21 protein-coding genes and 1 pseudogene are annotated in these 25,648 nt (G+C 31.0%); 15 read left to right on the top strand and 7 right to left on the bottom strand.

All coding sequences use genetic code 11. From position 1 onward, the window contains the following. Window positions 1-37 precede the first annotated feature (37 nt). The 8 genes from LQ688_RS08055 (at window position 38) to nagE (ending at window position 9,621) form a co-directional block, all read left to right on the top strand. Complete coding sequence (locus LQ688_RS08055; RefSeq protein WP_239706281.1) at window positions 38-1,915, top strand: BglG family transcription antiterminator; 1,878 nt, start codon at window positions 38-40, stop codon at window positions 1,913-1,915. A gap of 172 nt (window positions 1,916-2,087) precedes the next feature. Continuing rightward, window positions 2,088-2,723, top strand: coding sequence for a TetR/AcrR family transcriptional regulator (locus LQ688_RS08060; protein ID WP_016999347.1), 636 nt, complete (start codon window positions 2,088-2,090; stop codon window positions 2,721-2,723). A gap of 6 nt (window positions 2,724-2,729) precedes the next feature. Continuing rightward, window positions 2,730-3,626: an ABC transporter ATP-binding protein gene (locus tag LQ688_RS08065; protein ID WP_064204199.1), complete on the top strand. Its 897-nt coding sequence runs from the start codon at window positions 2,730-2,732 to the stop codon at window positions 3,624-3,626. A 2-nt stretch (window positions 3,627-3,628) separates the two neighbouring features. Next, entirely contained in the window at window positions 3,629-5,221 is a 1,593-nt protein-coding gene (locus tag LQ688_RS08070) for an ABC transporter permease (RefSeq protein ID WP_239706280.1), read from the top strand. 14 nt (window positions 5,222-5,235) lie between these two features. Beyond that, window positions 5,236-5,823 (top strand): hypothetical protein, encoded by a 588-nt coding sequence (locus LQ688_RS08075; protein ID WP_016999350.1) that lies wholly within the window; start codon window positions 5,236-5,238, stop codon window positions 5,821-5,823. A 69-nt stretch (window positions 5,824-5,892) separates the two neighbouring features. Further along, window positions 5,893-6,246, top strand: coding sequence for a zinc ribbon domain-containing protein YjdM (locus LQ688_RS08080; RefSeq protein ID WP_016999351.1), 354 nt, complete (start codon window positions 5,893-5,895; stop codon window positions 6,244-6,246). 206 nt (window positions 6,247-6,452) lie between these two features. Continuing rightward, a complete protein-coding gene (locus LQ688_RS08085) occupies window positions 6,453-7,835 on the top strand; it encodes an MDR family MFS transporter (protein ID WP_016999352.1) in 1,383 nt (460 codons plus the stop codon). A 298-nt stretch (window positions 7,836-8,133) separates the two neighbouring features. Beyond that, entirely contained in the window at window positions 8,134-9,621 is a 1,488-nt protein-coding gene (gene nagE / locus LQ688_RS08090; protein ID WP_016999353.1) for an N-acetylglucosamine-specific PTS transporter subunit IIBC, read from the top strand. 51 nt (window positions 9,622-9,672) lie between these two features. Here the strand turns inward: nagE and LQ688_RS08095 are convergent, their stop codons facing one another. Both LQ688_RS08095 and LQ688_RS08100 read right to left on the bottom strand, forming a co-directional pair. Continuing rightward, the gene (locus LQ688_RS08095; protein WP_016999354.1) at window positions 9,673-10,626 is read right to left on the bottom strand and encodes a 2-hydroxyacid dehydrogenase family protein; all 954 of its coding nucleotides are present in this window, start codon (window positions 10,624-10,626) and stop codon (window positions 9,673-9,675) included. Window positions 10,627-10,672: 46 nt separating this feature from the next. Further along, window positions 10,673-11,434, bottom strand: coding sequence for a MurR/RpiR family transcriptional regulator (locus tag LQ688_RS08100; protein ID WP_016999355.1), 762 nt, complete (start codon window positions 11,432-11,434; stop codon window positions 10,673-10,675). Between the two features lie 151 nt (window positions 11,435-11,585). On the opposite strand from LQ688_RS08100, the gene LQ688_RS08105 reads away from it, so the two are divergent. From LQ688_RS08105 to LQ688_RS14125, 4 genes and pseudogenes are all read left to right on the top strand, one after another. After that, on the top strand, window positions 11,586-13,160 hold the full coding sequence (locus LQ688_RS08105; RefSeq protein WP_016999356.1) for an alpha-glucoside-specific PTS transporter subunit IIBC: 1,575 nt from the start codon (window positions 11,586-11,588) through the stop codon (window positions 13,158-13,160). A 21-nt stretch (window positions 13,161-13,181) separates the two neighbouring features. Then, complete coding sequence (locus LQ688_RS08110) at window positions 13,182-14,507, top strand: 6-phospho-alpha-glucosidase (protein WP_239704023.1); 1,326 nt, start codon at window positions 13,182-13,184, stop codon at window positions 14,505-14,507. A gap of 472 nt (window positions 14,508-14,979) precedes the next feature. Continuing rightward, window positions 14,980-15,300, top strand: coding sequence for a MazG-like family protein (locus tag LQ688_RS08115; protein WP_239752706.1), 321 nt, complete (start codon window positions 14,980-14,982; stop codon window positions 15,298-15,300). 231 nt (window positions 15,301-15,531) lie between these two features. Then, window positions 15,532-16,501: pseudogene (locus LQ688_RS14125) on the top strand (quercetin 2,3-dioxygenase). A gap of 205 nt (window positions 16,502-16,706) precedes the next feature. Here LQ688_RS14125 and LQ688_RS08130 read toward each other — a convergent pair. The 5 genes from LQ688_RS08130 to LQ688_RS08150 all read right to left on the bottom strand — a co-directional run bounded on the left by LQ688_RS08130 (window position 16,707) and on the right by LQ688_RS08150 (window position 22,391). Next, on the bottom strand, window positions 16,707-16,814 hold the full coding sequence (locus tag LQ688_RS08130) for a putative holin-like toxin (protein WP_016999360.1): 108 nt from the start codon (window positions 16,812-16,814) through the stop codon (window positions 16,707-16,709). Window positions 16,815-17,139: 325 nt separating this feature from the next. After that, window positions 17,140-17,247 (bottom strand): putative holin-like toxin, encoded by a 108-nt coding sequence (locus LQ688_RS08135; protein ID WP_016999361.1) that lies wholly within the window; start codon window positions 17,245-17,247, stop codon window positions 17,140-17,142. Window positions 17,248-17,683: 436 nt separating this feature from the next. Next, on the bottom strand, window positions 17,684-19,279 hold the full coding sequence (locus LQ688_RS08140; RefSeq protein WP_182093695.1) for an alpha-glucoside-specific PTS transporter subunit IIBC: 1,596 nt from the start codon (window positions 19,277-19,279) through the stop codon (window positions 17,684-17,686). A 134-nt stretch (window positions 19,280-19,413) separates the two neighbouring features. After that, on the bottom strand, window positions 19,414-20,397 hold the full coding sequence (locus tag LQ688_RS08145; protein WP_016999362.1) for a LacI family DNA-binding transcriptional regulator: 984 nt from the start codon (window positions 20,395-20,397) through the stop codon (window positions 19,414-19,416). A 623-nt stretch (window positions 20,398-21,020) separates the two neighbouring features. Then, complete coding sequence (locus tag LQ688_RS08150; protein ID WP_239704020.1) at window positions 21,021-22,391, bottom strand: MFS transporter; 1,371 nt, start codon at window positions 22,389-22,391, stop codon at window positions 21,021-21,023. A gap of 308 nt (window positions 22,392-22,699) precedes the next feature. Between LQ688_RS08150 and LQ688_RS08155 the strand changes: the two genes are divergently transcribed. The 3 genes from LQ688_RS08155 to LQ688_RS08165 all read left to right on the top strand — a co-directional run bounded on the left by LQ688_RS08155 (window position 22,700) and on the right by LQ688_RS08165 (window position 25,556). Then, window positions 22,700-23,842: a polysaccharide deacetylase family protein gene (locus LQ688_RS08155; RefSeq protein WP_064204942.1), complete on the top strand. Its 1,143-nt coding sequence runs from the start codon at window positions 22,700-22,702 to the stop codon at window positions 23,840-23,842. A 176-nt stretch (window positions 23,843-24,018) separates the two neighbouring features. After that, on the top strand, window positions 24,019-24,450 hold the full coding sequence (locus tag LQ688_RS08160; RefSeq protein WP_016999364.1) for a universal stress protein: 432 nt from the start codon (window positions 24,019-24,021) through the stop codon (window positions 24,448-24,450). Between the two features lie 314 nt (window positions 24,451-24,764). Continuing rightward, window positions 24,765-25,556 carry a class I SAM-dependent methyltransferase gene (locus LQ688_RS08165; protein WP_239723407.1) on the top strand — a complete coding sequence of 264 codons (792 nt, stop codon included), beginning with the start codon at window positions 24,765-24,767 and terminating at the stop codon, window positions 25,554-25,556. Window positions 25,557-25,648: the final 92 nt, after the last annotated feature.

A 25,648-nucleotide genomic window follows, 5' to 3' on the forward strand; every position in this document is an offset into this window, starting at 1 on the left:
TATGAGGTAAAAATAGAGTATATTAGGAGAGAATATGATGCAAATCAGACATCTCAACATCGTGAAAATATTGTATCAACATCAAAAGGAATATATTACGAGCAATGCAATCGCTAAATTACTAGGTTTGTCTTCAAAAACAATTAGAACCCAAATAAAAGAAATAAATGAAGAAAGTGAAGCTTTTGGATTTCTTATTCAAACTAAGAAGTCCAAAGGCTATAATCTTTTTATTATAGATGAGGGTTTATTTAATTATTTCTTAAATGAAAGATATTTAAAAGATGAAAACTTAAATTTTAACAATCAAGATAGTAGAATACGATTTATTATGAGAAAACTATTGCTCTCTAATGATTATACAAAAATAGAATCTTTAAGTGAAAATATGTTTGTAAGTACGGGAACACTTAAAAATGATATGAATGAAATTAGGCAAATATTAAACAAATATGAAATTGAAATTGTCAGCCGTCCAAACTATGGTATGAAAATTATAGGCAAAGAATTTCAAATAAGGTATGCAATAGCAGAATTTCTATTAAATAATCAGCAAAGTGATATTGGTTTTTCAGAACAAGATACATCTAGTGTCAAAAACCAGCTTGTTAAACTATTAAAAATTTATAACATAGAAATTCCTGAAGTGAAATTAGATAATTTAGTGACACATATTAATATTGCAGTCGTGAGAATGAGAAATAATTCAATGATCGAACAGAAATTTCAAATAGAAGAACAACCTTTATCTACTGAATTAAAACATTTCTTTGATGATATGGTTCATTTTATTGAAGAACGTTTTAATTTAATACTACCCATAAAAGAAATAGAGTATTTATATATTCATTTTGTTTCTACTGGAATAATGAATGAAGTTTCGAATATTCCAAGAAATGAAGAAGTAGATAAAATGATTCAACACATGCTTGATAATGTACAACGTGTTTTCTATTTAGATTTGCAATCAGATGAAGCTTTAAAAGAAAATATATACCTCCACCTATTAACATCTATAAACAGATATAAATATAAGATGAATATAAGAAATCCTATGTTAGAAGAAATTAAACAAAATTATCCTTTTGCATTTGATATTGGAGTTGTAGCAAGTAAAATGATTGAAAAAGATTTGAAAGTCCAAGTTTCTGAAAGTGAGATAGGTTACTTAGCATTACATTTTGAAATGGCTTTAAATAGAAATAACATAGACGAGAAGAAATTAAATATCATACTTGTATGTAATTCTGGGTTAACGAGTTCACAACTCATTAAATATAAATTGATACAGAATTTTGGTAATCAGATTCAAATCACTGAAATCATTGAATTATATAATATCGAAAAGGCTAACATTAATAAAGCTGATATCATTATTTCAACTGTGCCTATCAACCATGATATTAATATACCGATTTTGTATGTTAGCCCCATTCTTTCACAAAATAATATCAATATGATTCAACGTTACATTGATTTAAAACCTTTAGATAATAAAGAACAATTAATTAAAATGCTAGAATTAAATAAAGATTTCAATAACAAAGAAGACGTTTTGAATTATTTGAATGAATATTTAACAGATAAAAATTTAATAGAAGAAGGGTTTTTACAAAGTATTATTGAAAGAGAAAAATATGCTTCTACTGCTTATGGAAATTTAGTAGCAATTCCTCATCCAGTAATGCCATTAGCTAAACAATCTTTTGTATTTATGATGACAATGAAAAAGCCAATAGCATGGGATGATAAAGAAGTACAAATTATATTTTGCCTAGGATTAAAAAAGAATACGACTATTAATTTGGAGAAGGTCTACCAAAACTTAACAGATATTATCAATGATTATAGTAGTGTGCTTAAATTGCTTGAATCCAATAATGACAAAGAATTTTGGAAGTACTTTTCTTTTTAATGTATTAATTAAAGGATTATAATAATTATTTTTGGAGTGGGACAGAAATCTTGTTTTGTTAAAAGGTTTCATAGTCTCGCTCTCTTTTTTTACTTAAAATTTGACCACTCTGGTCGAAAGTTGTATGATGTAGTCGACCGAAGTGGTCTAATGAAATTGAGAAGGTGTTTATATGAGTGATACTTTTTATAATTTAGATAAAGCAAAAAGGCAGAAAATCATAAATGCTAGCCTTTTAGAGTTTGCTAGTCATGGTTTTAGTCGTAGTTCAACAAATCGTATTGTTCAAGAAGCGGGCATTGGTAAAGGTATGCTCTTTTATTATTTTGAGAATAAGGCTGGATTATTTAAGTTTTTAGTCGATTATTGTTTAGAGTTTATTGAGCGTTATTATTTTGAACAAATAGATATGGATGAGAAGGATATATTTAAACGCTTAGTACACCAAACGAGGATAAAGTCGGATTTATTTACAATGCATCCTAGCATGTCTCAATTTTTATCAAAAGTAGTTATTGATAAAGATAATTTTCAACACATCACGGAAGGACAAAAAGAGTATATCGTAAATTTACAGAACAAGGTTCAGTCTCAATTATTTGATGATATAGATACATCATTATTTAGAGATGACTTGGATGTTAATCAATCTGTTAAAATAATTCAATTTTCAATTGCAGGTTTATCTGAATCTATTATGGCTAGGGTAACGGATGAAATGATTAATTCGAATGACTACAGTATTTTTTACGAAGAATTTGATGCGTATATAAATGAAATGAGAAAAATATTCTATAAAGGATCGTGAATAGTTATGACTTTGTTAAAGATAAATAATATTACAAAATCATTTGGTAAGTTTCAAGCATTAAAAGGCGTTGATTTTACAGTTGAAGAAGGAGAAATATTTGGTTTTATCGGTCCAAATGGTTCAGGTAAATCTACGACGATTAAAGCCATTTTAGGTATGCTAAAGACAAACTCCGGTTCTATAGAGGTATTTGGTAAGGACGCTTGGAAAGATGCCGTAATGATTCATAGTGATATCGCTTACGTACCTGGTGACGTGAACTTATGGCCTAATTTAACAGGTGGTGAAGTCATAGATTTATTTTTAAAATTGAGTGGCACATATGGTGTGAAGAAAAGGGATGAATTGATTAAAAAATTTGATTTAGACCCTACGAAAAAATGCGGTTCTTATTCTAAAGGTAATCGTCAAAAAGTCGCGCTTATTTCAGCTTTTACTACAGATGCTAAATTACTTATTTTAGATGAACCAACTTCAGGGCTAGATCCACTTATGGAACAAGTCTTTCAAGAATGTGTATTAGAAAAGAAAAAAGAAGGTAAAAGTGTGTTACTTTCCAGTCATATATTGAGTGAAGTAGAACAATTATGTGATCGCGTAGGTATCATTAGAAAAGGCGAAATTGTAGAAATGGGCACATTAGACGATTTAAGACATTTAACAAGAATGCACTTTGTTGTTCAATCTAAAGAGCGATTGGATGGATTGAAAGAACAAAGAGGTATTCACGATGTAGTGATTGAAGATGGTGTATACCATTTTCAAGTTGACTCAGAATGTGTTTCTGAAGTAATTAAATATTTAAGCCAATTTGAATTGTTGAAATTAGAAAGCATGCCTCCAACATTAGAAGATTTATTTATGAGACATTATGGCGAAGATATTGAAAGAGGTGAGTAATCATGCATAATCTCTTTAATGGTTTAGGGAAATTAACAGCATTTTATTTAAAGACAAATAAATGGAAAATGTTATTTTGGGTGATTGGTATAGTTGCATTAACGCTTATTATACCTCCGACTTTTGAAAGTATGTATCCTAATAAATCTGATATGCAACCAATTGTAGAAACTTCTCAAAACCCTGCGATGGAAGCTATGTTAGGTTCAGGTAAGTTTGAACATGTATCAGTAGGTGTGTTGTTTACGCATGAAATGCTTTTATTTACAGGCATACTTGTAGCGATTATGAGTATATTACTTGTCGCAAAAGATACAAGAGGAGATGAATCTACTGGTAGGATTGAAATGATTAGAGCACTTCCAATAGGTAAGATGTCACCTTTAATTAGCTCAATGATGAACATGATTATTGTGAACTTAGCGATAGGCATTTTAATAACGATAACACTACCGCTATTAAATATTGAAAGTATCGATGTGAAAAGTTCATTGTTGTACGGTTTATCGCTAAGTATGATTGGTATACTTTTTGGTTTGATAGCAACATTATTTGCTCAACTTGTTGAAACAACTAGCAATGTAACAGGACTAAGCATCTCAGTATTACTATTAAGTTATTTAATACGTGCAATAGGAGATGTATTAAACGATAGTATTTCGATGATCTCGCCTTTAGGATGGCTAACGCGTACATTTGCCTTTTCAGAAAACAATTGGTGGCCGTTAGTGCTCATGTTTATTGTCGGTATAATATTAATTATGATTACAATGTATCTATACCTTAATAGAGATTTAGAATCTGGATTGTTGCCATCTAAACCAGGTAATAAATATGCTAAAAAATATTGGTTATCGCCAATTGGCATGCAAATCAAATTATATAAAGTCGGAATTATTTCCTGGGCAATTGGTATGTTTATATTTGGTGCCTCATACGGCTCAGTCTTTGGTGAAATGGACGACTTTATTAGTGATAATGAAATGCTTAAGAAAATGCTAGCGGGTAGTGGAGATAACTATATTGAGTCATTTTTACCTACATTAATGGTTATTATGGCAATTGTCGCTACAATACCGGCTATTATGAGCCTTTATAAAATTAAAAACGAGATCAATATGCAAAGAATTGAAAATATATTTGCAAAACCTGTTTCAAGAACGTATTATTTTTCGGGTTTTATAGTTATAAGCTTAATAAATGCTGTTATGATGATTTTCTTGGCATCATTAGGTATGTATATTGCTCAAGCATCTGTCTTAGATAATCCATTTACTTTTTGGACAATGATTAAGTCAGGCATTGTTTATATACCTGCAATTATCACATTTGTAGGTATAGGTGTACTTCTAATAGGATGGTTAAATAAAGGACATTTCATTGTTTATTTATATTTAGGTTATACATTCTTTGTAGTATATCTTGGACAATTATTAGATGTTAAAGAATGGTTGAAAAATTTAACACCATTTCAACATATACCAGAAATTCCTGTAGATAAAATGGATTATACGGGTATAAGTATATTAATAGTTATTTCTATCATTATGATTATTGTCGGTTTGATTGGCTTTAGAAGAAAAGATATTTCTTAAAGGGGATGTTAACTATGACAACTTTACCTCAAATAGGTAAGCCTGCCTCAAGAGCATTGAATGAGATTAATATTTCAACGTTGGAACAAGTTTCAAAATTAGATGAACTAAATTTATCAAAACTTCATGGTGTTGGACCTAAGGCAATTAATATTTTAAAAGATGCATTGAAAGATAAAGGCATGTCTTTTAGCAATATAGATGAAGATTTAAGAAAATTAAAATTTACCGTAATTGGTGATTTGAAATGTGATAATGCTCCTAAAAGGAAAATTATGAGAGATTTATTGATTGCTACTACTGTAGGGGATGAAAGTACAATTAATGAGTTACTAACTGATGATTTTATCTGGCATGTTCCTGGTGAATTCGATTTATACGGAAAAGACAATTTTATACAAGAAATAAAAAAGCATTTACAAAAAGTTTCGAGTTTAGAAGTTAAGACGATGCTTTCACATGGAAAAGAAGGTTCTACGCATGGGACGATAATTAACACAACTGGAGAGAAAGTATACTTTGCGGATATGTACACTTTCGAAAATCATAAAAAAGATGCACGGATAAACACTATTACTTCATATATTGTGATGAAACCGTAAAATTAAAAGCTTTATTATTAGGAATGTGGTAAATTATAGATGAATTATCAAATTTTCGGAGGTTTATAGATGGAAGCAATTTTACCTAATTGTCCTGAGTGTGAATCAGAATATACTTATGAAGATAGAGGGCTTTACATTTGCCCGATGTGTAACTTTGAGTGGACAGCTAATGATGAGAACACAAATGAAGAAGAAAATGTAATTAAAGATGTTAATGGTGTTGTACTGAATGATGGAGACACTGTTACAGTAGTAAAAGATTTAAAAGTCAAAGGTTCTTCAACTGCAATTAAACAAGGTACAAAAGTCAAAGGTATTAAGTTAGTTGATCCTGAAGATGGCCATGATATTGATTGTAAAATACCAGGCTTTGGCCAAATTGGACTGAAGTCTTCAGTTGTTAAAAAAGTAAATAAATAAATTATAAAACATGTACTCCCTTAAAGCAGACACTAAAATGTGAAAGCTTTAAAGGGAGTATTTTTTATAGAAAAGTATAATAGGCATCCGTCTTATTAAATTTGCTTATAAATGTTAAGATTATATTATTCGATAAATCGTTACTTATATGATCAAAATCTTTTAGATGAAATAAAGAAATGATTTTAAAAGAAGGAGAAAATTATATGGCTAAAGGCGAAAATTCAATATTTATTAAGAATCTCCCTTTATTTATTGTGCTTTTATCGGGAGCTTTTATTACGATTTTAAATCAAACTTTGTTGGGAACCGCGTTGCCTTCCATTATGAAGGATTTACAAATCAATGAAAGTACTGTGCAGTGGTTGCAATCAATTTTTATGTTAGTTAACGGCATAATGATTCCTATCACTGCTTTTTTAATTGAACGTTATACTTCTAGACAACTATTTCTAACAGCAATGAGTTTGTTCACATTAGGGACGCTTATATGTGCGGTAGGACCTAACTTTGCTGTGTTATTAATAGGACGTGTATTACAGGCATCTGGTGCGGGGATTATGATGCCATTGATGCAGACAATTTTATTCCTATTATTCCCAACTGAAAAAAGAGGTACAGCAATGGGGCTGTTTGGCTTAGTAATTGCATTTGCACCTGCTATAGGACCTACTTTATCAGGTGTATTAATAGAACACTTCCCTTGGAGAAGCGTGTTTTATGTGATCTTACCAATCGCAGTATTTAATATTATTTTTGCTTACTTTTTATTAGTTAACGTAACCGAATTAACTAAACCTAAGTTAGATAAACTATCAGTCATTTTATCTACATTAGGATTCGGTGGTTTATTATATGCGTTTAGTATTGTAAGTGAAATAGGATGGGCGAATGCTACTTTCATTATTATACTTATCTTAAGTGCAATAACGATGTTTATTTTTGTAAGAAGACAATTAAAACTGGAAAGACCTTTATTAGAATTTAGAGTCTTTTCTTATCCTGTTTTTACACTTGGAACAGTTTTAAGTATGTTTGTTTTTGCGGCAATGATAGCTACAAATATCATATTACCGTTATATATGCAGAATATGTTGCACTTTTCAGCGTTACAATCAGGACTCGTTTTATTACCTGGCGCTATATTAATGGGGGCGATGAACCCAGTTACTGGATATTTATTTGATAAGTTTGGAGGGAAATGGCTTGCTCGTATTGGACTATTCTTATTAATTTTAACGACATTGCCATTTACACAATTAACTTCAGACACTAGCTTTACATTCTTGTCAGTTGTTAACATGTTCCGTATGTTAACAATCGCAATGGTTATGATGCCTATGACAACTTTATCAATCAACCAGTTACCTAAGCGCCTTATACCTCATGGAACTGCAATGAACAATACATTCAGACAAATGGCAGGCTCAATAGGAACGGCTTTATTTATAACAATAATGACATTATTTGCAATACCTAGCGAAGGCATATCAGGGTTGATACACGGCGTTAATATATCCTTTGTAGTTGCTGTTATTATTACAGGCTTAGCATTTGTACTATCTCTCAAATTGAAAGATGAAAAGTAAATGTTAGCTAATTAAAATTTAAAAATCTACTATCTATATGAAGAACCAGTCCGAGGACATTTATATATGTTCCAGACTGGTTTTTTATTTATAAAATTGTTAGATGTGCTAAATACAGATTATTCAAATGAACTATAAATTTAAAATAATAATAACCTTTAATGTTTCGAATTAATAATAAAAAATTATTTTTTAAAAGTATTTATACAACAATTTTTTTATGTACATATAATTAAAATTGTGGTACATATGGTATAGTAGTACGAGAAAAAAATAGCTTTATTAAGGGGAGAAAAATATGAAGGCTTATATGCAAAAATTTGCACAGTCCCTCATGTTACCAATTTCAATATTACCTGTAGCAGGTCTGTTACTAGGTATAGCATCATTTATTGATTCTGGTGCAATTAATGGGGAAGGAAACAGCGTTGCTAACTTCTTAGCAAGTGGAGGATTAGCAGTTATTGATAGTTTACCGATTCTATTTGCAGTCGGTTTAGCTTTCGGGATGTCAAAAGATAAAAACGGGGCAGCTGCATTAAGTGGGCTTGTATCATTTTTAGTCGTGACAAATGTTTTAAGTACGGAATCGATGGCTAAGACGTTACATATAGCCGAAGGAAAAGTAGATTTAGCTTTCGGAGATATAAGTAATGTGTTTGTCGGTATTATTTGTGGTTTAGTTACAGCAGCTATATACAATAGATTTAAAGATACTAAATTACCAACAGCATTCGCGTTCTTTAGTGGTAAACGTTTAGTACCAATTTTATCTGCAGCAACGATGTTGGTTATCTCAGTAGCGTTAATGTTTATATGGCCACCAGTATATAATTCACTTATTATGTTCGGTGAATTTATTTCTAAATTAGGACCAACAGGAGCAGGGTTATATGGGTTCTTTAACCGCTTATTATTACCGTTTGGTTTACACCATGCTTTAAACCAAGTGTTCTGGTTTGATATAGCAGGTATTAATGATATTGCCAACTTCTGGTCAAGTAATGGAGAACAAGGTATTACTGGGCGTTATCAAGCAGGCCTATTCCCAATTATGATGTTCGGTTTACCGGCAGCAGCATTAGCAATTTGGAAAAATGCTGAAAAAAGAAATAAAAAAGTAGTAGGCTCATTAATGTTAGCAGCAGGGCTTGCTTCATTTATAACGGGTATTACAGAACCACTTGAATTTTCATTCTTAGTTGCAGCGCCGTTATTATTCGGTATTCATGCAGTACTAACAGGTATTTCACTATTTATCGCAGCAACATTCCAATGGACAGCAGGATTTACATTTAGTGCAGGATTGATTGATTACTTGTTAAGTTTAAGTATTCCAATAGCAAATAAACCAATTATGTTGTTAGTATTAGGACTTGTTATGGGAGTTATATACTTCTTAGTATTTGATTTTGCGATAAGAATATTCAACTTAAAAACGCCAGGTAGAGACGGTCTGATGGAAGAAGCGGTTAAACAAGATCCAAGCTTAGCAGAAAACGGGGAAGGTTCACTAGGCAAAGATGGCGACTTGAATGTATCTAATAAAACGAAATTAATTTATGAAGCAATTGGTGGTAAAGATAACATTGAAGCTATTGACCACTGTGCAACAAGATTAAGATTGACGTTAAATGATACAGGAATCGTAGATCAAGAAAAAATTAAAAAATCTGGTGCTTTAGGCAATAAAATAATCAGTGATAAGAATATACAAATCATTATAGGTACAGATGTACAATTTACAGCAGATGAACTGATGCAAATGGAACAAGAGGATAGATAAATAAAAAACAGCCATTCGTTTAATCAACGAATGGCTGTTTTTTATTGGTTTTTAGTTCACAATATAATCAGGCTCTTCGCCATTTAATTTTTTGATTGTATTGTTTGCGACGATTTCTGCCATCATATCTCTGGCTTCGAAAGTTGCATTACCAATGTGTGGTGTTAACACAACATTGTCCATAGATTTAAGTTCGTCTGTGATTTCAGGCTCGAATTCATATACGTCTAATGCAGCACCTTCAATTTCTTTATTATTTAATGCATCTACTAAAGCTTTTTCATCTACTATTGGGCCACGTGATGCGTTAATAAGATACGCTTTTTCTTTCATTTTTTTGAACGTTTCTTTATTAAATAAATGATGTAAATCATCAGAATATGCTGCGTTCAATGTGATGAAATCGGATTGTTCTAATAGTTCATCTAGACTAACATAAGACGCCCCTAGAGCTTCCTCTTGTTCTGGTTTTCTGTTTGGTCCAGTATATATAATGTTCATGTCAAAACCCTTGGCACGTCTAGCTACAGCTGAACCTATTTCTCCTAGGCCAACTATACCGATAGTCTTACCGGAGACTTCTCGACCTCTAAAGAATAAAGGCGCCCAACCATTAAAGCCTGTTGTGCGACAAAGTTTATCTCCTTCTACAATTCTTCTCGAAGCTGCAAGTAAAATACCAATCGTTAAATCAGCAGTTGCATTTGTTGAAGCTTTTGGAGTATTTGTAACATCAATACCTTTTTCTCTTGCATATTTCACATCGATATTGTTAAAGCCAGCTCCGTAATTAGCAATGAATTTTAAGTTTTCAGCTTGATCAATTACTTCTTTATCTATATTAGTAGAAAGTGGACTGATAATTGCATCAGCATCTTTTACATTTTCAAGTAATTCTTCTTTAGTAATTAATTTTTCACCTTTGAAAACAGACACTTCGAAATGTTCTTTTAATAAATTTAAACCTTCAGTAGGTATTTCCCCTGTTATAAAAACTTTTGCCATAATATTTTACCTCCTAAAAATCTATCCATATCTAATATATCATATATTAGTCTATACCCTGATGTAGCTGTTTCCATTCACTATACTTTCGAACAATTATTTCAAAAGCTATATGGTAAGGAAGAAAGCTTGAATATGATATTTGGTTAAACAATTGTATTGGAGAACTATTAACATAAATATTGTATTTAGCATTTTGCGCTAAGAAGTTATCTTTTAATGTTGTAATAGAAATATACTGTATGTTTCGTGTATGCATAATCTCAATGTTTTGTTTAAGGTGCGCTGTATCACCAGATAAAGAAATGATAAACAGTAGGTCGTTCTCATCCATTTGATCCATCGCTATTTTTAATTCATTTTCATCATTGATGACCATTACTCGTTTATTAATAGATAGAAAATGACGTTGAGCTTCTCTTGCAGCATTTAATTGTGCAATACCAGTACCATATATATAGATGAAAGGCGCCTTATCAATTTGCTCACTTATAAAATCATAATCAATCATCTTCAAGTGTTTAAATGTTTGTTGTAAATCTTGTTCTAAACTATCTATTATATCAGTTGAAACTGTTGTGAATTCTCTGTTCAGTTTAATATATGCCTTGAAATCACTGTAACCATCAAAACCGAGTTTACGTGACAGTCTATGAATAGAGGAAATAGAAGTATGTGAAATATCAGCTAATTCCTGGATTTTCAAACGATGTATAAGATTAATGTTTTGATTCATCGTTTGTATGATGTGTATGTCATTATCATTTAATTGTTGATAGTATTTATTGACGAGTTTATCCAAAATCATAATGCAACCTCCAGTTAGTGTGAAAAAATTTTCAATACATGAAAATATAATCTAAGTTTACTATGTGATTTCTATTTACGTCAAACCTATTGGAAATTGTAAGCGCTTCCTATAGTCTAAAGGTAATCAATGATACAAAAGGGGTGTTGGTATGAACGCAATCAAACGATTTGGTAGTGCGATGATAGTACCTGTATTACTATTTGCGTTTTTCGGGATAGTTGTAGGGTTAGCAACTTTATTTAAAAATCCAGATATAATGGGCTCTATAGCAGACGAAAGTACGATGTGGTTTAAAATATGGAGTTTAATTGAAGCAGGCGGTTGGACTATATTTGATCATATGGAACTTGCATTTGTAATTGGGCTACCGATTTCACTAGCGAAAAAGGCGCAAGGTAGAGCGACGCTAGCAGCTTTAATGATTTACTTAGTATTCAATAATTACATTAATGCGATTTTAACGTTATGGCCAAAGACATTCGGTGTCGATTTATCTAAAGGCGTTGAGAATTTAACAGGTGTTAAAGAAATAGCTGGAATACCAACTTTAGATACAAGTATTATCGGAGCAATTTTTATTTCAGCAATTGTTATTTGGATACATAACCGTTTTTACGATAAAAAATTACCGGAAATGGTCGGTATATTCCAAGGGTTACCTTTTGTTGTAATGATAGGATTCTTCGTTATGATTCCACTAGCATTTATTGTTTGTACTGTTTGGCCAACTGTTCAAGACGGTATTGCTTCATTACAAGGCGTCATGGTGAAATCAGGATTTGTAGGTGTATGGTTGTTCCATTTCTTAGAAAGAATTTTAATACCTACAGGCCTGCATCATTTTATTTATACACCATTTGAATACGGCCCAGCTGTAGTAGATGGGGGATTAAAACCTTATTGGATAAAGCATTTATCTGACTTCTCTAGCTCAGCAAAATCGTTAAAAGAAGCTTATCCGTACGGCTTCTTATTACAAGGAAACATTAAAATGTTCGGTTGTTTAGGTATTGCATTAGCGATGTATGCTTCGACACCAAAAGAAAACAAGAAAAAAGTTTTAGCATTAGTATTACCAGCAGGATTAACAGCTGTATTTGCAGGTATAACTGAACCACTAGAGTTCACATTCTTATTTATTGCACCGTACTTATTCTTAATTCATGCATTGTTAGGTGCAACAATGGTAACAATCATGTATTTATTTGGTGTAGTTGGTATTCAAGGCGGAGGGGCTATTGAAATCGCGGCCATAAACTGGATACCGTTATTCTCAAGTCACGGCAATACGTATATTGCCCAATTTATAATTGGTATTATTTTTGTAGTCATTTACTTCTTCGTATTTAAGTTTATTATTGAAAAATTCAACGTACCATTACCTGGACGTGTTCCGGAAGATGGAGATGCTAAATTATATACGAAAGAAGATTATAAAGCGAAACAAGGAAATGGTGATAATGTTCCTAGTGACGCATCAGAATATGATACAAAAGCAATTTATTATTTAGAAGGTTTAGGTGGAAAAGATAACATTAAAGATGTTACGAATTGTGCCACAAGGTTAAGGGTGACTGTTAATGATCCAAGTCTTGTGAAAGATAATGATTATTTCACACATAACCAAATGGCTCACGGCGTAGCTAAGAGCGGTACTAACGTACAAGTAATTGTCGGTTTAAGCGTTCCTCAAATCAGAGATTCATTTGAAACAATGATATAAAAATAAATGGAGGTTGTTATGATGAAAAAGTTTAATATATCAATAGCAGGTGGCGGTAGTACATTTACGCCTGGAATCATACTTATGTTGTTAGATCATTTAGAGGATTTTCCAATTGATACAATCAAATTATATGATAATGATGGGGAAAGACAACAAACGATAGCAAATGCCTGTGAAATACTACTTAAAGAACGCGCTCCAGAAGTAAAATTATTAGCGAGCACAGATCCAAAAGTAGCTTTTGAAAACGTTGATTTTGTAATGGCACATATACGTGTAGGTAAGTATGCGATGAGAGAGCAAGATGAAAAGATTCCATTAAGACATGGCGTAGTAGGACAAGAAACTTGTGGGCCGGGGGGAATAGCTTATGGTATGCGCTCAATAACAGGCGTCTTAGAAATTATCGACTATATGGAAAAATATTCACCAGATGCATGGATGCTTAACTATTCAAATCCCGCTGCAATTGTTGCTGAAGCAACACGTAAATTACGACCTAACTCTAAAATATTAAATATATGTGATATGCCTATCGGAATTGAAGAGTTAATGGCTAGTAATATAGGATTATCTTCAAGAAAAGAAATGGTCGTAAAATATTATGGTTTAAATCATTTTGGTTGGTGGACAGATATAAGAGATAAATCAGGTAAAGACTTGAAGCCTAAAATTATTAAACATGTAGAACAACACGGTTATGCAACTGATACAGGTAGCGATATGGAAAAAGAAGCAAGTTGGAGTGATACATTTAAAAAAGCACGAGACGTACAAGCAATAGATAAAGATACATTGCCAAATACTTACTTAAAATATTATTTATACCCAGATTACGAAGTAGCACATTCAAATAAAGAATATACAAGAGCAAATGAAGTGATGGCAGGAAGAGAAAAATTTGTATTTACAGAATGTGAAAATATCATCAATAAAGGTACAGCAGAAGGAACAGAATTAACGATAGATGAACATGCGTCTTACATCGTTGATTTAGCTAGAGCAATCGCATTCAATACGAAAGAAAGAATGTTAATGATTGTTGAGAATAAAGGCGCAATATCAAACTTTGAACCTACAGCAATGGTTGAAATACCATGTTTAGTGGGTAGCGAAGGACCAGAACCATTATCAGTAGGTGAGATTCCTAGATTCCAGAAAAGTTTAATGGAACAACAAGTAGGCGTAGAAAAACTTACAGTAGAAGCATACGAAGAACAATCTTATCAAAAATTATGGCAAGCACTTACTTTATCGCGAACAATACCAAGCGCTAAAGTTGCTAAAGATATATTAGATGATCTGATAGAAGCAAACAAAGGATATTGGCCAGATTTGAAATAGAAATAGAATAGAGTAGGTACAAATTTGATTTAAAATAAACCCTCCAACCGCTGGAAATAGAAGCGGGTTGGAGGGTTTTTGGTTATTACAATATAAATCAAGATGAATACAGGTCTAACGAGCTTGTTATCAAACTCTTGCCCGTTAGAAAATGTAACGAGCTTGTTTAATTTTTCTTGCCCGTTAGAAGGCTATATCGCACGTAATTAGGATAAAATTCTATTTAGAGGATAAGGAATGAAGGTCTAACGTGCTTGTTATCAAACTCTTGCTCGTTAGAAAATGTAACGAGCTTGTTTAAAATGTCTTGCCCGATAGAGACACTACTCATTAGTCATTTATCCATCATAAATAAAACAAAGGTAAGATACTTAAAAATATAATTTAAATTTCGTTATTTATTTAGAAAAATAAACAAAACTCTTACTAGTTTGCTAAAATTTATAGTAGCAAATTTAAGGAGTGGTGAGGAATGAATATAACTGAATTTCAAAATTGGGTAAATGATTATTATGAAGATAGAGGATGGTCAGGTTTAGATATTTTTATACGTATAGGTTTTTTAGCTGAAGAAACTGGGGAAGTGGCGAGATCTATAAGAGCTCTTGAAATAGGGAGAGATAGACCAGATGAAATAACAGATTCATTTATGAGCAACAAAAATGATTTGATAGAAGAATTGGGAGACGTATTAGGTAACGTTATAGTGATTGCTAACAAATATGATATTTCTTTAGAAGAAGTGTTTAACGCTCATAAAGAAAAACTTTCGAAGCGGTACACTGATGAATAATAAATATAATTGAAACAAAATCACAAAAGTCATTCGTTTATAACGATTGGCTTTTTTTGATTTTTAGAGCGTAATAAATCTATATTAGTAAAAGTATATATTCATTTAGGCAGAATCTTAAAAAAAATATTCAATAAATTGTCACTTATTTGGTGAATTTATTTTAGCTACAATTAAATATATGATTGCTACAGAATGAGAAGATAATATCATAAAATAGGAGGAACAAGAGTGAATATACTAAAAAATGAATTACCTAAAGACAAAACACCTTATGTGATTGAAAATGGGGAAGGTGATCATTATATTTGGAATAAACAGGTTTATACAATCATTGCTACAAATCAAAGTACAGGAAACTTGTTCGAAGTTATTACAATAACTGGTGCTATGAATGAAAGCTTTCCTATGCATCTTCATAAAAATATGTATGAATCATTATTGGTGACTGAAGGCGTTGTTGATATACAATTAGAAAAAGATATAATCACTTTAACTCGAGGAGATTATATTCTTATTCCACCTGGTATAGTACATAAATATGTTATGAAAGCTCATAGAACAAAAATTTTATCATACGTCGTTAATGGAAGTGCAGTAGACATATATAAAGCTTTAGGAGTACCATATAATCATTCTAAACACCCATCATATATAGAAGAAACTTATTCACTTAATAAACAAGAATATAGAATATAATTATGATATAGAATTTACTTTTAACAATATCAGTAATGAAGAAATCACTTATTGGCGGTCAGGTGAAGGGGAAAATCTTTTAACAGGAGATCAATTGCATTCAATAATAACTACACAAAAAGACACTAACGATAGATACATAGTCGTTTCTTCAGAAGGACCAATTGGCGATCCTATTGTTCCACATTACCATGAAAAACATACTGAAACATTTTATTGTTTTGAGGGTAAAGTAACAATGTGGGTAGGCAATCAAAATGAAAAAGTTACATTATATCCTGGAGATTTTTTACATGCACCAGCCGAAACTGTTCATTCATATCGACTAGATGCACACTATACAAAAATGATAGGTTTATTAGTTCCAGGTTTATTTGAACCGTTTTTCAGAACCCTAGGAGAGCCATATGAACATAATACTTTCCCAAATCTTCCTAGTTCATTAGACTTTAAAAAAGTTATAGAAAACATAGATTCTTTAGATCTTAAATTTATTGAGTAATAAGTCAGCAATTTCATAAATAAGCTACAAGAATTTATAAAATATAGCAACTTCAGAAATAGACGAAATATGTAAAATCATGGTATAATATAAATGTATATAAAGGACAACATGCACGAACATGCTGCCCGAAGAGCCCGTTAAAAAGACGGTGACTTAGTTAAAATTGATTAAAAATAACCATTAACCGGTCAAAGTTGGATGGTTATTTTTTATGGTCTAATTTAATAATTGCGATGACTACACTTATGAGAGCCAGTATAAACATACCAAAACTAAACATGAGATGTAAGACATCAACAAACGTTACCACAAAAGGCTTCTCCTTTCTAAAGATTTTGTAGATACGTACATACGCATCACCTCACTTTATACTGAGATAGCCACCATCTATCCAATTTGCTCAATGATATTATACCAAAAATTAGAAAGTGACTCTTGATTAATTTCCTATAATATATATTGAAATCTGCTTTCAGAAATAGACAAATTGTGTAAAATCATGATATTATTTAAGTGTAAAAATAAAGAAGGACAACATACGTGAACATGTTGTCCAAAGAGCCCGTTAAAAAGACGGTGACTTTCAGTAAATTAAGAAATAACCATTCTACCTACTCGGTCAAAAGTTGGGATGGTTATTTTTTATGGCTTAATTTAATAATTACGATGACTACACTTATGAAAGCCAGTATAAACATACCAAAACTAAACATGAGATGTAATGCATCAACAAACGTTACCACAAAAGGCTTCTCCTTTCTAAAGATTTTGTAGATACGTACATACGCATCACCTCACTTTATACTAAGATAGCCACCATCTATCCAACTTGCTCAATGATATTATACCAAAAATTAGGAGATGAACCTTGATTAATTTCCTATAATATATACTGAAATTATCTTTCAGAAATAGACAAATTATGTAAAATCATGATATTATTTAAATGTAAAAATAAAGAAGGACAACATGCGCGAACATGTTGCCCAAAGAGCCCGTTAAAAAGACGGTGACTTATAACTCTAATTTATTATAAAAATAACCTCTAGTTACTTCGTCAAAGTTTACGCTAGATGGTTATTTTTTATGGTTATAATTACTAATTAATACTAAACCAATAACTGTAAGTACAATCATCAGCATTTCATAACCAGATATGCTATTTATTACTCACCACTCTTAATTATCCTGAATGATGCTTTCGAATTCTTCTCTTACTTGTGGTACTGATAATCCGACAATCACCTGTATGCTTTTACCACTTTTAACTAAACCATGTGCCATTCTATCTTGTAAGAAATAATCGTTATCTGATACTTTATTTTCATCGTTAACTGTTAAACGTAGTCGGGTAGCGCAATTTGTAACGTCTTTTATATTTTCTTTACCACCTAGTCCGTCTAAGTAATAGTATGCTTTATCTTTAAATTCATTCCCTGTTGGAATATTTTCCTCTTTTTTACTGTTTGAGGATTGTTTACTCTCTTTATAGTCTTTTTTGCTATATAGTTTAATATTTTCTGCTTTCTTTTCACGCCCTGGAAGGGGGATATCAAATTTTAATATTAAATATCTAAATAAAACAAAATAAATACCTGTAAAGCTAAGGCCTATGATTACTTGGAGAACATAAAGTGACCAATAATTAGCGCCTAATGGAATCCAATTTGTAGCGACAAAATCAATTAGGCCCCCGCCAAAGTGTCCGACGATACCTACACTGTACATTATTAATGCCATAGTTGCTGTTAGAACAGCATGTAATACAAACAAGTATGGTGCGATAAATAGGAAAGTAAACTCTAATGGTTCTGTAATTCCTGCAACTACTGCTGTTAATGTTGCGGGGATTAATAATGCTGCTACTTTTTTTCTATTTTCTTGTGGTGTTGTAAAGTACATTGCTAATGCAATACCAATAGAGCTAAATATTTTCGCATTTCCTTGTAACATGAAACCATATGGAAATTGTTCTTTTAATGACTTTGAGCTGTTCGCAAATTCACTTACATGCTCAAACCAATACGCTTTTAAACCCTGATTTATTACTACAGGACCCATATCTATTGGTGTCCAAATGAAGTGATGCAATCCTGTAGGTATTAGAACACGTTCTAAGAAATGGTATAGCCAAACACCAATGTATCCTGAACCTATAATATAACCTTGTACTGAAGAGATTCCATCTTGTATGGTAGGCCAAATAATACAAGTTATAATTGCTGCTACTAAAGTAACGAAAAAAGAAATTGAAACAACAAATGTTAATCCTTGGAATACTTCTAACATTTCAGGTAGTTTTTTGCCATAATATCTATTATGTATCCACGTAATAATACTAGAAATAATAATAGCACCTAATATATTCGTATCTAGTGTTTCAATGCCTCCAATGGCTTTCATACCAGTAACATTCTCAACACCTTTTTCTAAGTTTGCACCAAATGTGTGAGGCCATTCTGTTAAGATAATGTTTATAAATGTGTTAAACATAAAATAGCCTATTAAAGCTGCTAAAGTTGCATGAGCAGGGGCTTTTTTAGCTAAGGAAATAGGTAATCCAACAGCAAAAATTAATTCCATATGATCAAACACAGTCCATCCACCTGCTTCAATAACAGACCATGCTTTAAACCAAGCTGTTCCTTCTTCAGCAAGACTTCCCATAATTGTTGGGTTTAAAAATACAGTGGAAACACCTAATACTATACCGAAAAAAGCAAATGTGAGTACAGGGACAATCATGGCACTTCCAAAACGTTTGATAACATTCATAACGGTTCCTCCTTAGATAGCTTCACATACTTATGTATGAAATTTGTGAAATAATATATATTCTAATTTTTCTACTTTAAATTGGTTACATTCAAACATTTCTTAAATTACACTTATGAAAAAATTTCTTTAATTTAATTTGAAGTTGTACTTCTAAACTTGAAGTTACCTTTAATCTTGATACGTCTGTTTGTGTTTAAGTCTCCTTTTAATAAAATTTTTATAGTTTCATTAACCATCGTTTCTAATGGTTGGGACCAAGTTGTTAATTGATAATTTGGCCAAGAAGCCATTTTAATATCATCAAAACCAATTATTTCAACCTCATCTGGAATATTAAGGCCTATCTCTTTTACTGCTTCTAGTACACCAAGAGCCGTGATATCATTAGCTCCAAATATTGCGTCTGGAATATTGCCAGCTTTCAAATAATCTAACGTTAGTTGATAAGCAGTTTCGAAAGTATAATCTCCTTTAATAACTTCAATTTCTTCATTTTTTTGTTTAAAAAAGCTATTAAAACCATAAAATCTATCTCTGTTAGTAGAAGTGTTATGGTTACCCGAAACATATAAAATTTTTTTATGCTTTTTATTATAAAAATACTTTGCTATTGATTGAGAAGCATAGATATTATCACTAGAAACGGTATTACATTGTAAATCTTCATTCTCTCTATTAAACAGAATGACTGGGATGTTTGCATTTTTTAATTTCTTAACCAAATCTGATGAGAGAAAAGCATCTGTGACAATAATTGCTTCTACATTATACTCCCAAAATTTAGCGATTTCTTCTTGCTGTATTTCTTCATTTTCAGTGTGGACAAATAACACAGAGAATCCATGATCTTTTAATTTTTGTGTGAATAAAGATAATACTTCATAGTAAAAAGGGTTTTGTTTTTCTTTCATAGCTATTCCAATCAATTTTGATTTATTAGTGATTAATCCACGAGCTAATGCATTAGGCTTATAATTAAATTCATTAGCAATATCTAAAACTTTTTTTCTTGTTTTAGCAGAAACATTGGAATCAGGGTCGAACGCTCTAGACACTGTTGATTGAGAAACTTGCGCTAATTCAGCAATTTGGTCAGAAGATATTTTTTTACGCATTACCAATCCTTCTTTCTATAACGAGATGAAGTATAGTAACAATCATTATTTTTAACAATAATTATCGTATCCTTAGAATTAATGCATACGTATTCATAAGGTTATCAAAATAATAAAGGGAGCGCTTACAATTGTCAAATTAAATTTATAATGAAAAATTACAAATGTTATATTTTGATTTTGTTTATTAAAAATAAATTTCGCCATGTCTTACGATTTGTTATTATAAAAATAAATATAATTTGAAAGATGAGTATTAGAAAAAGTTCATTCAGAGGTGTTAAGTGTGGATAATAGAAAGTTGTTTAGTTGGCCTATATTTTTTGTAGTAATTCTTAGTTATGTATTGATGTTATCTTTATTTTTATGGGTTTCTAACATTAGTAGTTTAAATACTTTTATCATTACAATTCCATTTCTTTTAATGACAATACTTTACGTATGTAATTTTATAAAATATTGCAGAAGACAACAGAAATATACTTAGAAAAAATACTGGAATAGGCTAAATGTAAATATTAATACAACAAATAACTTTATTAGCGAAGAATATAAGTAAGACACGAGAAAGTAATCATTCTCGTGTCTTTTTTATACCTTGTTATTATAAGTATAGTTATCGTTTATTCCTTATCTGGAATAATATATTTTGTTGAAATAAATGATAAGAACATAAATAAAGTACATACAAGAAATGCAATAAAGCTACCCATAGTACGAGATACTTGTTCATCAATAGCGAGATAAACAGTAGTAAATATAGTAATACCGAAAGCAGCTCCTATCGTTGCGACCATTTTATAAATACCTGATGCAATGCCTAGTTTTTCTTTAGGTGTGTGAACTACAGCAGTATTTAGTGCAGGCGTGGCGAAGAATCCGAGTCCCATACCGAAACATAAGAAACCTATTAAACTAACTATGATATATAGTGTTTGTGGTAAAAATGATAACGACAGTAATAAAATACCTACTGTTACGATTAGTGAACCCATTTTCATTGGTTTCTTAGCTTCATATTGTTCCATCATTTTCTCACCAATTCTAATTGTTGCGAGTACACCAAACATGTATGGAAGGGTGATTAATCCTGAAATAGAACCGGATATTTGAAAATGTTGTTGTGTAAAAAGATTATATAAAGATAGTGCTCCAATCGAAGTATTTAATAAAAAGTTAGATGTCACTGTTCCAATGAAATATCTGCTTGAAAATAGTGAAAAATCAATTAAAGGATTTTTTTTATGTTTTTCATAAAAATAAAAGAGTACCACTGAAATGATGAATATAAGTAGTAAAACAATAATGATAGGGCTTGTCCAACCAATTTCACTACTTTGTGTAATTACTATATTAATGCTTAACATACTGATAACAAATAATAATAAACCTAAGAAATCAAATTTCGACGTATTCTTTCTGTCGGCTTTAATTTCAGGTACATCCTTAATAAGTATAAGTACAATACCAGTCACAATAATGGATACTATGAAAATCCACTGCCATCCAATATATGCTGCAAGAAAGCCTGCAAATACAGATGAAAGTCCTGTACCACCATATGAACCTATAGACCACATACTTAATGCTTTATGACGTTCTTTACCATGATAATATGTATTAATTAATGAAATTGTTGCTGGCATTAAACAAGCTGCTGAAAATCCTTGAATGCCTCTACCTATTAGCAATAACGGCGTCAAATCAGATGAAATTACAAAAATAGAACCTATAATATTTAAAATCAGTCCTACGCGCATAATTTTTACGCGACCATATTTATCTGCTGTACCACCAGCTGCAACCATAAACACCCCAGTAAACAGTGATGTCAAACTAACCGCAATACTGATTATGGCATCATTAGTCATGTACGTTTGTTGTACAAGTGAGCCGATATTCAGAAATGATTGCGCAAAAAGCCAATACGTTAAAATCGACAATACAATGGCTAGAAGTAATTTATTTCCGCCAACATAAGTTTCATTTTTCAAAATGCCACCCCTTTATATAGTTAATTTGAGAAATAATAGCGCATACTATGCCTACGATATCAGCAAATAAAAACGCTTTCAACAGTGGGTTTAAACACTTTTAGTAAAATATTCAGAAAAGTGCAAAAAGTTATTTGTTTCTTTAATAAATGAAATAATAAACAAAATTTAAGTAATAACCTTTAATAAGTGGAAATATTAAATGGTGTTCCGCTCTTTTTACCATTTAAACAAAAAGTGTTAAAGTAAACTTTTAAGGTCGTTGACTTAAAGAGTAAGTTGGTTTTACAAAAGAAGGGGGAAGAGAAATGAAGCGAAAAAGTATTGTTTTTTTAATCGCACTCGTTTTAATACTTAGCGGGTGCCAAAGTGGGAAGCAACATGTAAAGAAAAGAAAAAAAGAGCATAAACACCAGAATAAAATAGAAAATAAATATGATAAAAGACATCATAAGGATGAAAAAAACTTAGTAGAATATGATGGTAAAGTAAGTCATGTCTTTTTTCATCCTATCATCTCGGATCCACAGAAAGCTTATACAGATAATCAACAACAAGCAAAAGGGAATTATGATTGGATGGTTACAGTAAATGAATTTAATAAAGCTATTGAAAAACTTCATGAAAATAACTACATATTAATAGATCCACATGATGCTTATGATTTAGAGTCAACGCCTGTTAAACGAAAAAAACTTAAATTACCTAAAGGGAAAAAACCATTAATAATGTCCATGGATGATATGAATTATTATGAATATATGCAAGGAAATGGTTACACAGAACGTTTAACTTTAAATAAAGACAACGAAACAGTTGCTGAAAAGAAAAATGACCAAGGGAAAATGGAACAATCAAAAACAAACGATGCAGTACCACTATTAAATGATTATGTAAAAAAACATCCTGATTTTTCATATAAAGGACAAAAAGCAGTTGTTGGTCTGACAGGTTATGAGGGAGTACTTGGTTATCGAACAAATGATTTGGAACATCCTAATTATGAAAAACGAAAAAAACAAGCTAAAAAAGTAGCTGACTCAATGAAAAGAGATGGATGGACATTCGCAAGTCATTCTTATGGTCATATTAATTTTGAAGATAGTTCAGATGAGCAAATTATTGAAGATACAAAAAGATGGAAAAAAGAAGTGGAACCTATTGTAGGTAAAACTGACTTATTCATCTTCCCACATGGAGCTCAAGATCGAAATTCTACTTCCTATAATTATATGATAGACGAGGCTGGATTCAAATACATGGCAGGTGTTGGTCCAGATAATTTTACAAGCCTTTCAAACAAAGATATATATCAAGATCGTGTTGCTATAGATGGCCTAAACTTACATCAATTCAAATATAAACTTAAACCGTTTTTCAAACCTGAAGAAGTTTATAATAAAGAAGATAGACAATACTATAAAGGTAATAAGGATTATGAAATAGAATAATACAGTTATAATTTCCTTATAACAATTTTAACCATAAACCTGTTTGAGAGTTTAGTAATAGAAAATTACTTTATACTAAATTCCCAAACAGGCTTATTTTTCTTTTACAAAAGTATATTTAGGGTACTATATAAGTAAGAGGTACTTTAGTACTAAAAACATGGAGGTTGGTAAATATGTTTAATAATGTTTTATTACCTTATGATTTCGGGAATGATTTTAGTTCTATTCCAGCGCAATTAGAAAAAGTAGTAGATAAAGACTCCACAGTCATCATTTATCATGTTGTAACTGAAAATGATCTTGCAACTAGCGTTAAATATTATAATAAGCACTCAAATGATATTGCTAAAGAAAAAGAAGAACAACTCGCGCCATTTTTACAAGAGTTAGATGAAAGAGGTATTCGTTACAAAGTAGAAATAGAATTTGGACCTATTAAAGATACAATTTTAGAAAAAATTAATAAGGGAGATATAGAAAGTGGGGATTTCGATTTAGTAATAATGAGTAACCACAGAGTTAGCTTGAATATTAAACATGTTTTAGGAGACGTTACACATAAAATTGCTAAAAGAAGCCCAGTTCCAGTATTAATTGTTAAATAAGGGTTGTTTCAGGTAGTCTTTTAAAATTATTTCAAGAAATATAATGATTATTATAAGAGTTTGAGACATAAATAATTGTCTCAGACTCTTTCATTCATTGTAATACGATATTAGTGTGAATTATCTTTAGTATTTGTGTTGAAGGCGAATATTACAATTAAGATAATTAAAGGAACTATTAAACTTTTTGCCACTTCTAATTCTCTACCTAAAATAATCTCTATTGAGTTAAATGTCATGAATAAAAATAAATAATATAATAAAAATTTTAGTAAATATCTCATAAAAACTCCTAATTTAATTTTATAGAAAGGATGTATAGTTTGGAAAATCTAAATAATTATGAAGGACATAAAGACTATTGGAACCCTGATTTGTATGATAAAAAACATTCTTTCGTTTCTGAATATGGTAACAATTTAATTGAATTATTAAAACCTCAAAATGATGAAAATATACTAGATCTTGGTTGTGGGACAGGGGATTTAGCTCATCAAATCTATCAACAATGTCCTAACGTTGTCGGCATTGATAAATCAAATCAGATGGTTAATCAAGCTAATGAAAAGTACCCTTATATTTCTTTTTCAACACAAGATATAATTGATTTTAGTTATTCAGAATCGTTCGATGCGATATTCTCTAATGCTACAATGCACTGGATTAAACAACCTGAAGAAGCTTTGGAAAATATTTATAAATCTTTAAAACCAGGCGGACGATTTGTTGCAGAGTTTGGGGGTAAACATAACGTTCAAACCATCACTGATGAAGTGATCCATCAAATTCAAGAAGAAAACATAAATTATGATAGTAAACACTTTCCTTGGTATTTTCCTAGTATTGGAGAATACACGACTTTAATGGAAAGAATGGGATTCACGGTTACTTTTGCCGAATATTTTGATAGACCAACACCTTTAATAGGAGAAGAAGGGTTAAACAATTGGATTCAAATGTTCAGTAATGAAATATTTGAAGGTTTGAACGAAAATACGAAACAAAATATTATTAAAAATACTGAAAACAATTTAAAGTCTGTCTTACATGATGGAGAAACGTGGATAGCTGACTATAAAAGAATACGTGTTGTTGGAGTAAAATAAATCTACTTGCTATATTAAAATAATATATTGGTTGTTAAAATGAGTCTTTCAATAAAGTTTGAACTAGATATAATTAATTTAAATCTTAAAGA

It is taken from the genome of Mammaliicoccus sp. J-M40 (genome assembly GCF_022386395.1).
GTDB lineage: Bacteria > Bacillota > Bacilli > Staphylococcales > Staphylococcaceae > Mammaliicoccus > Mammaliicoccus lentus.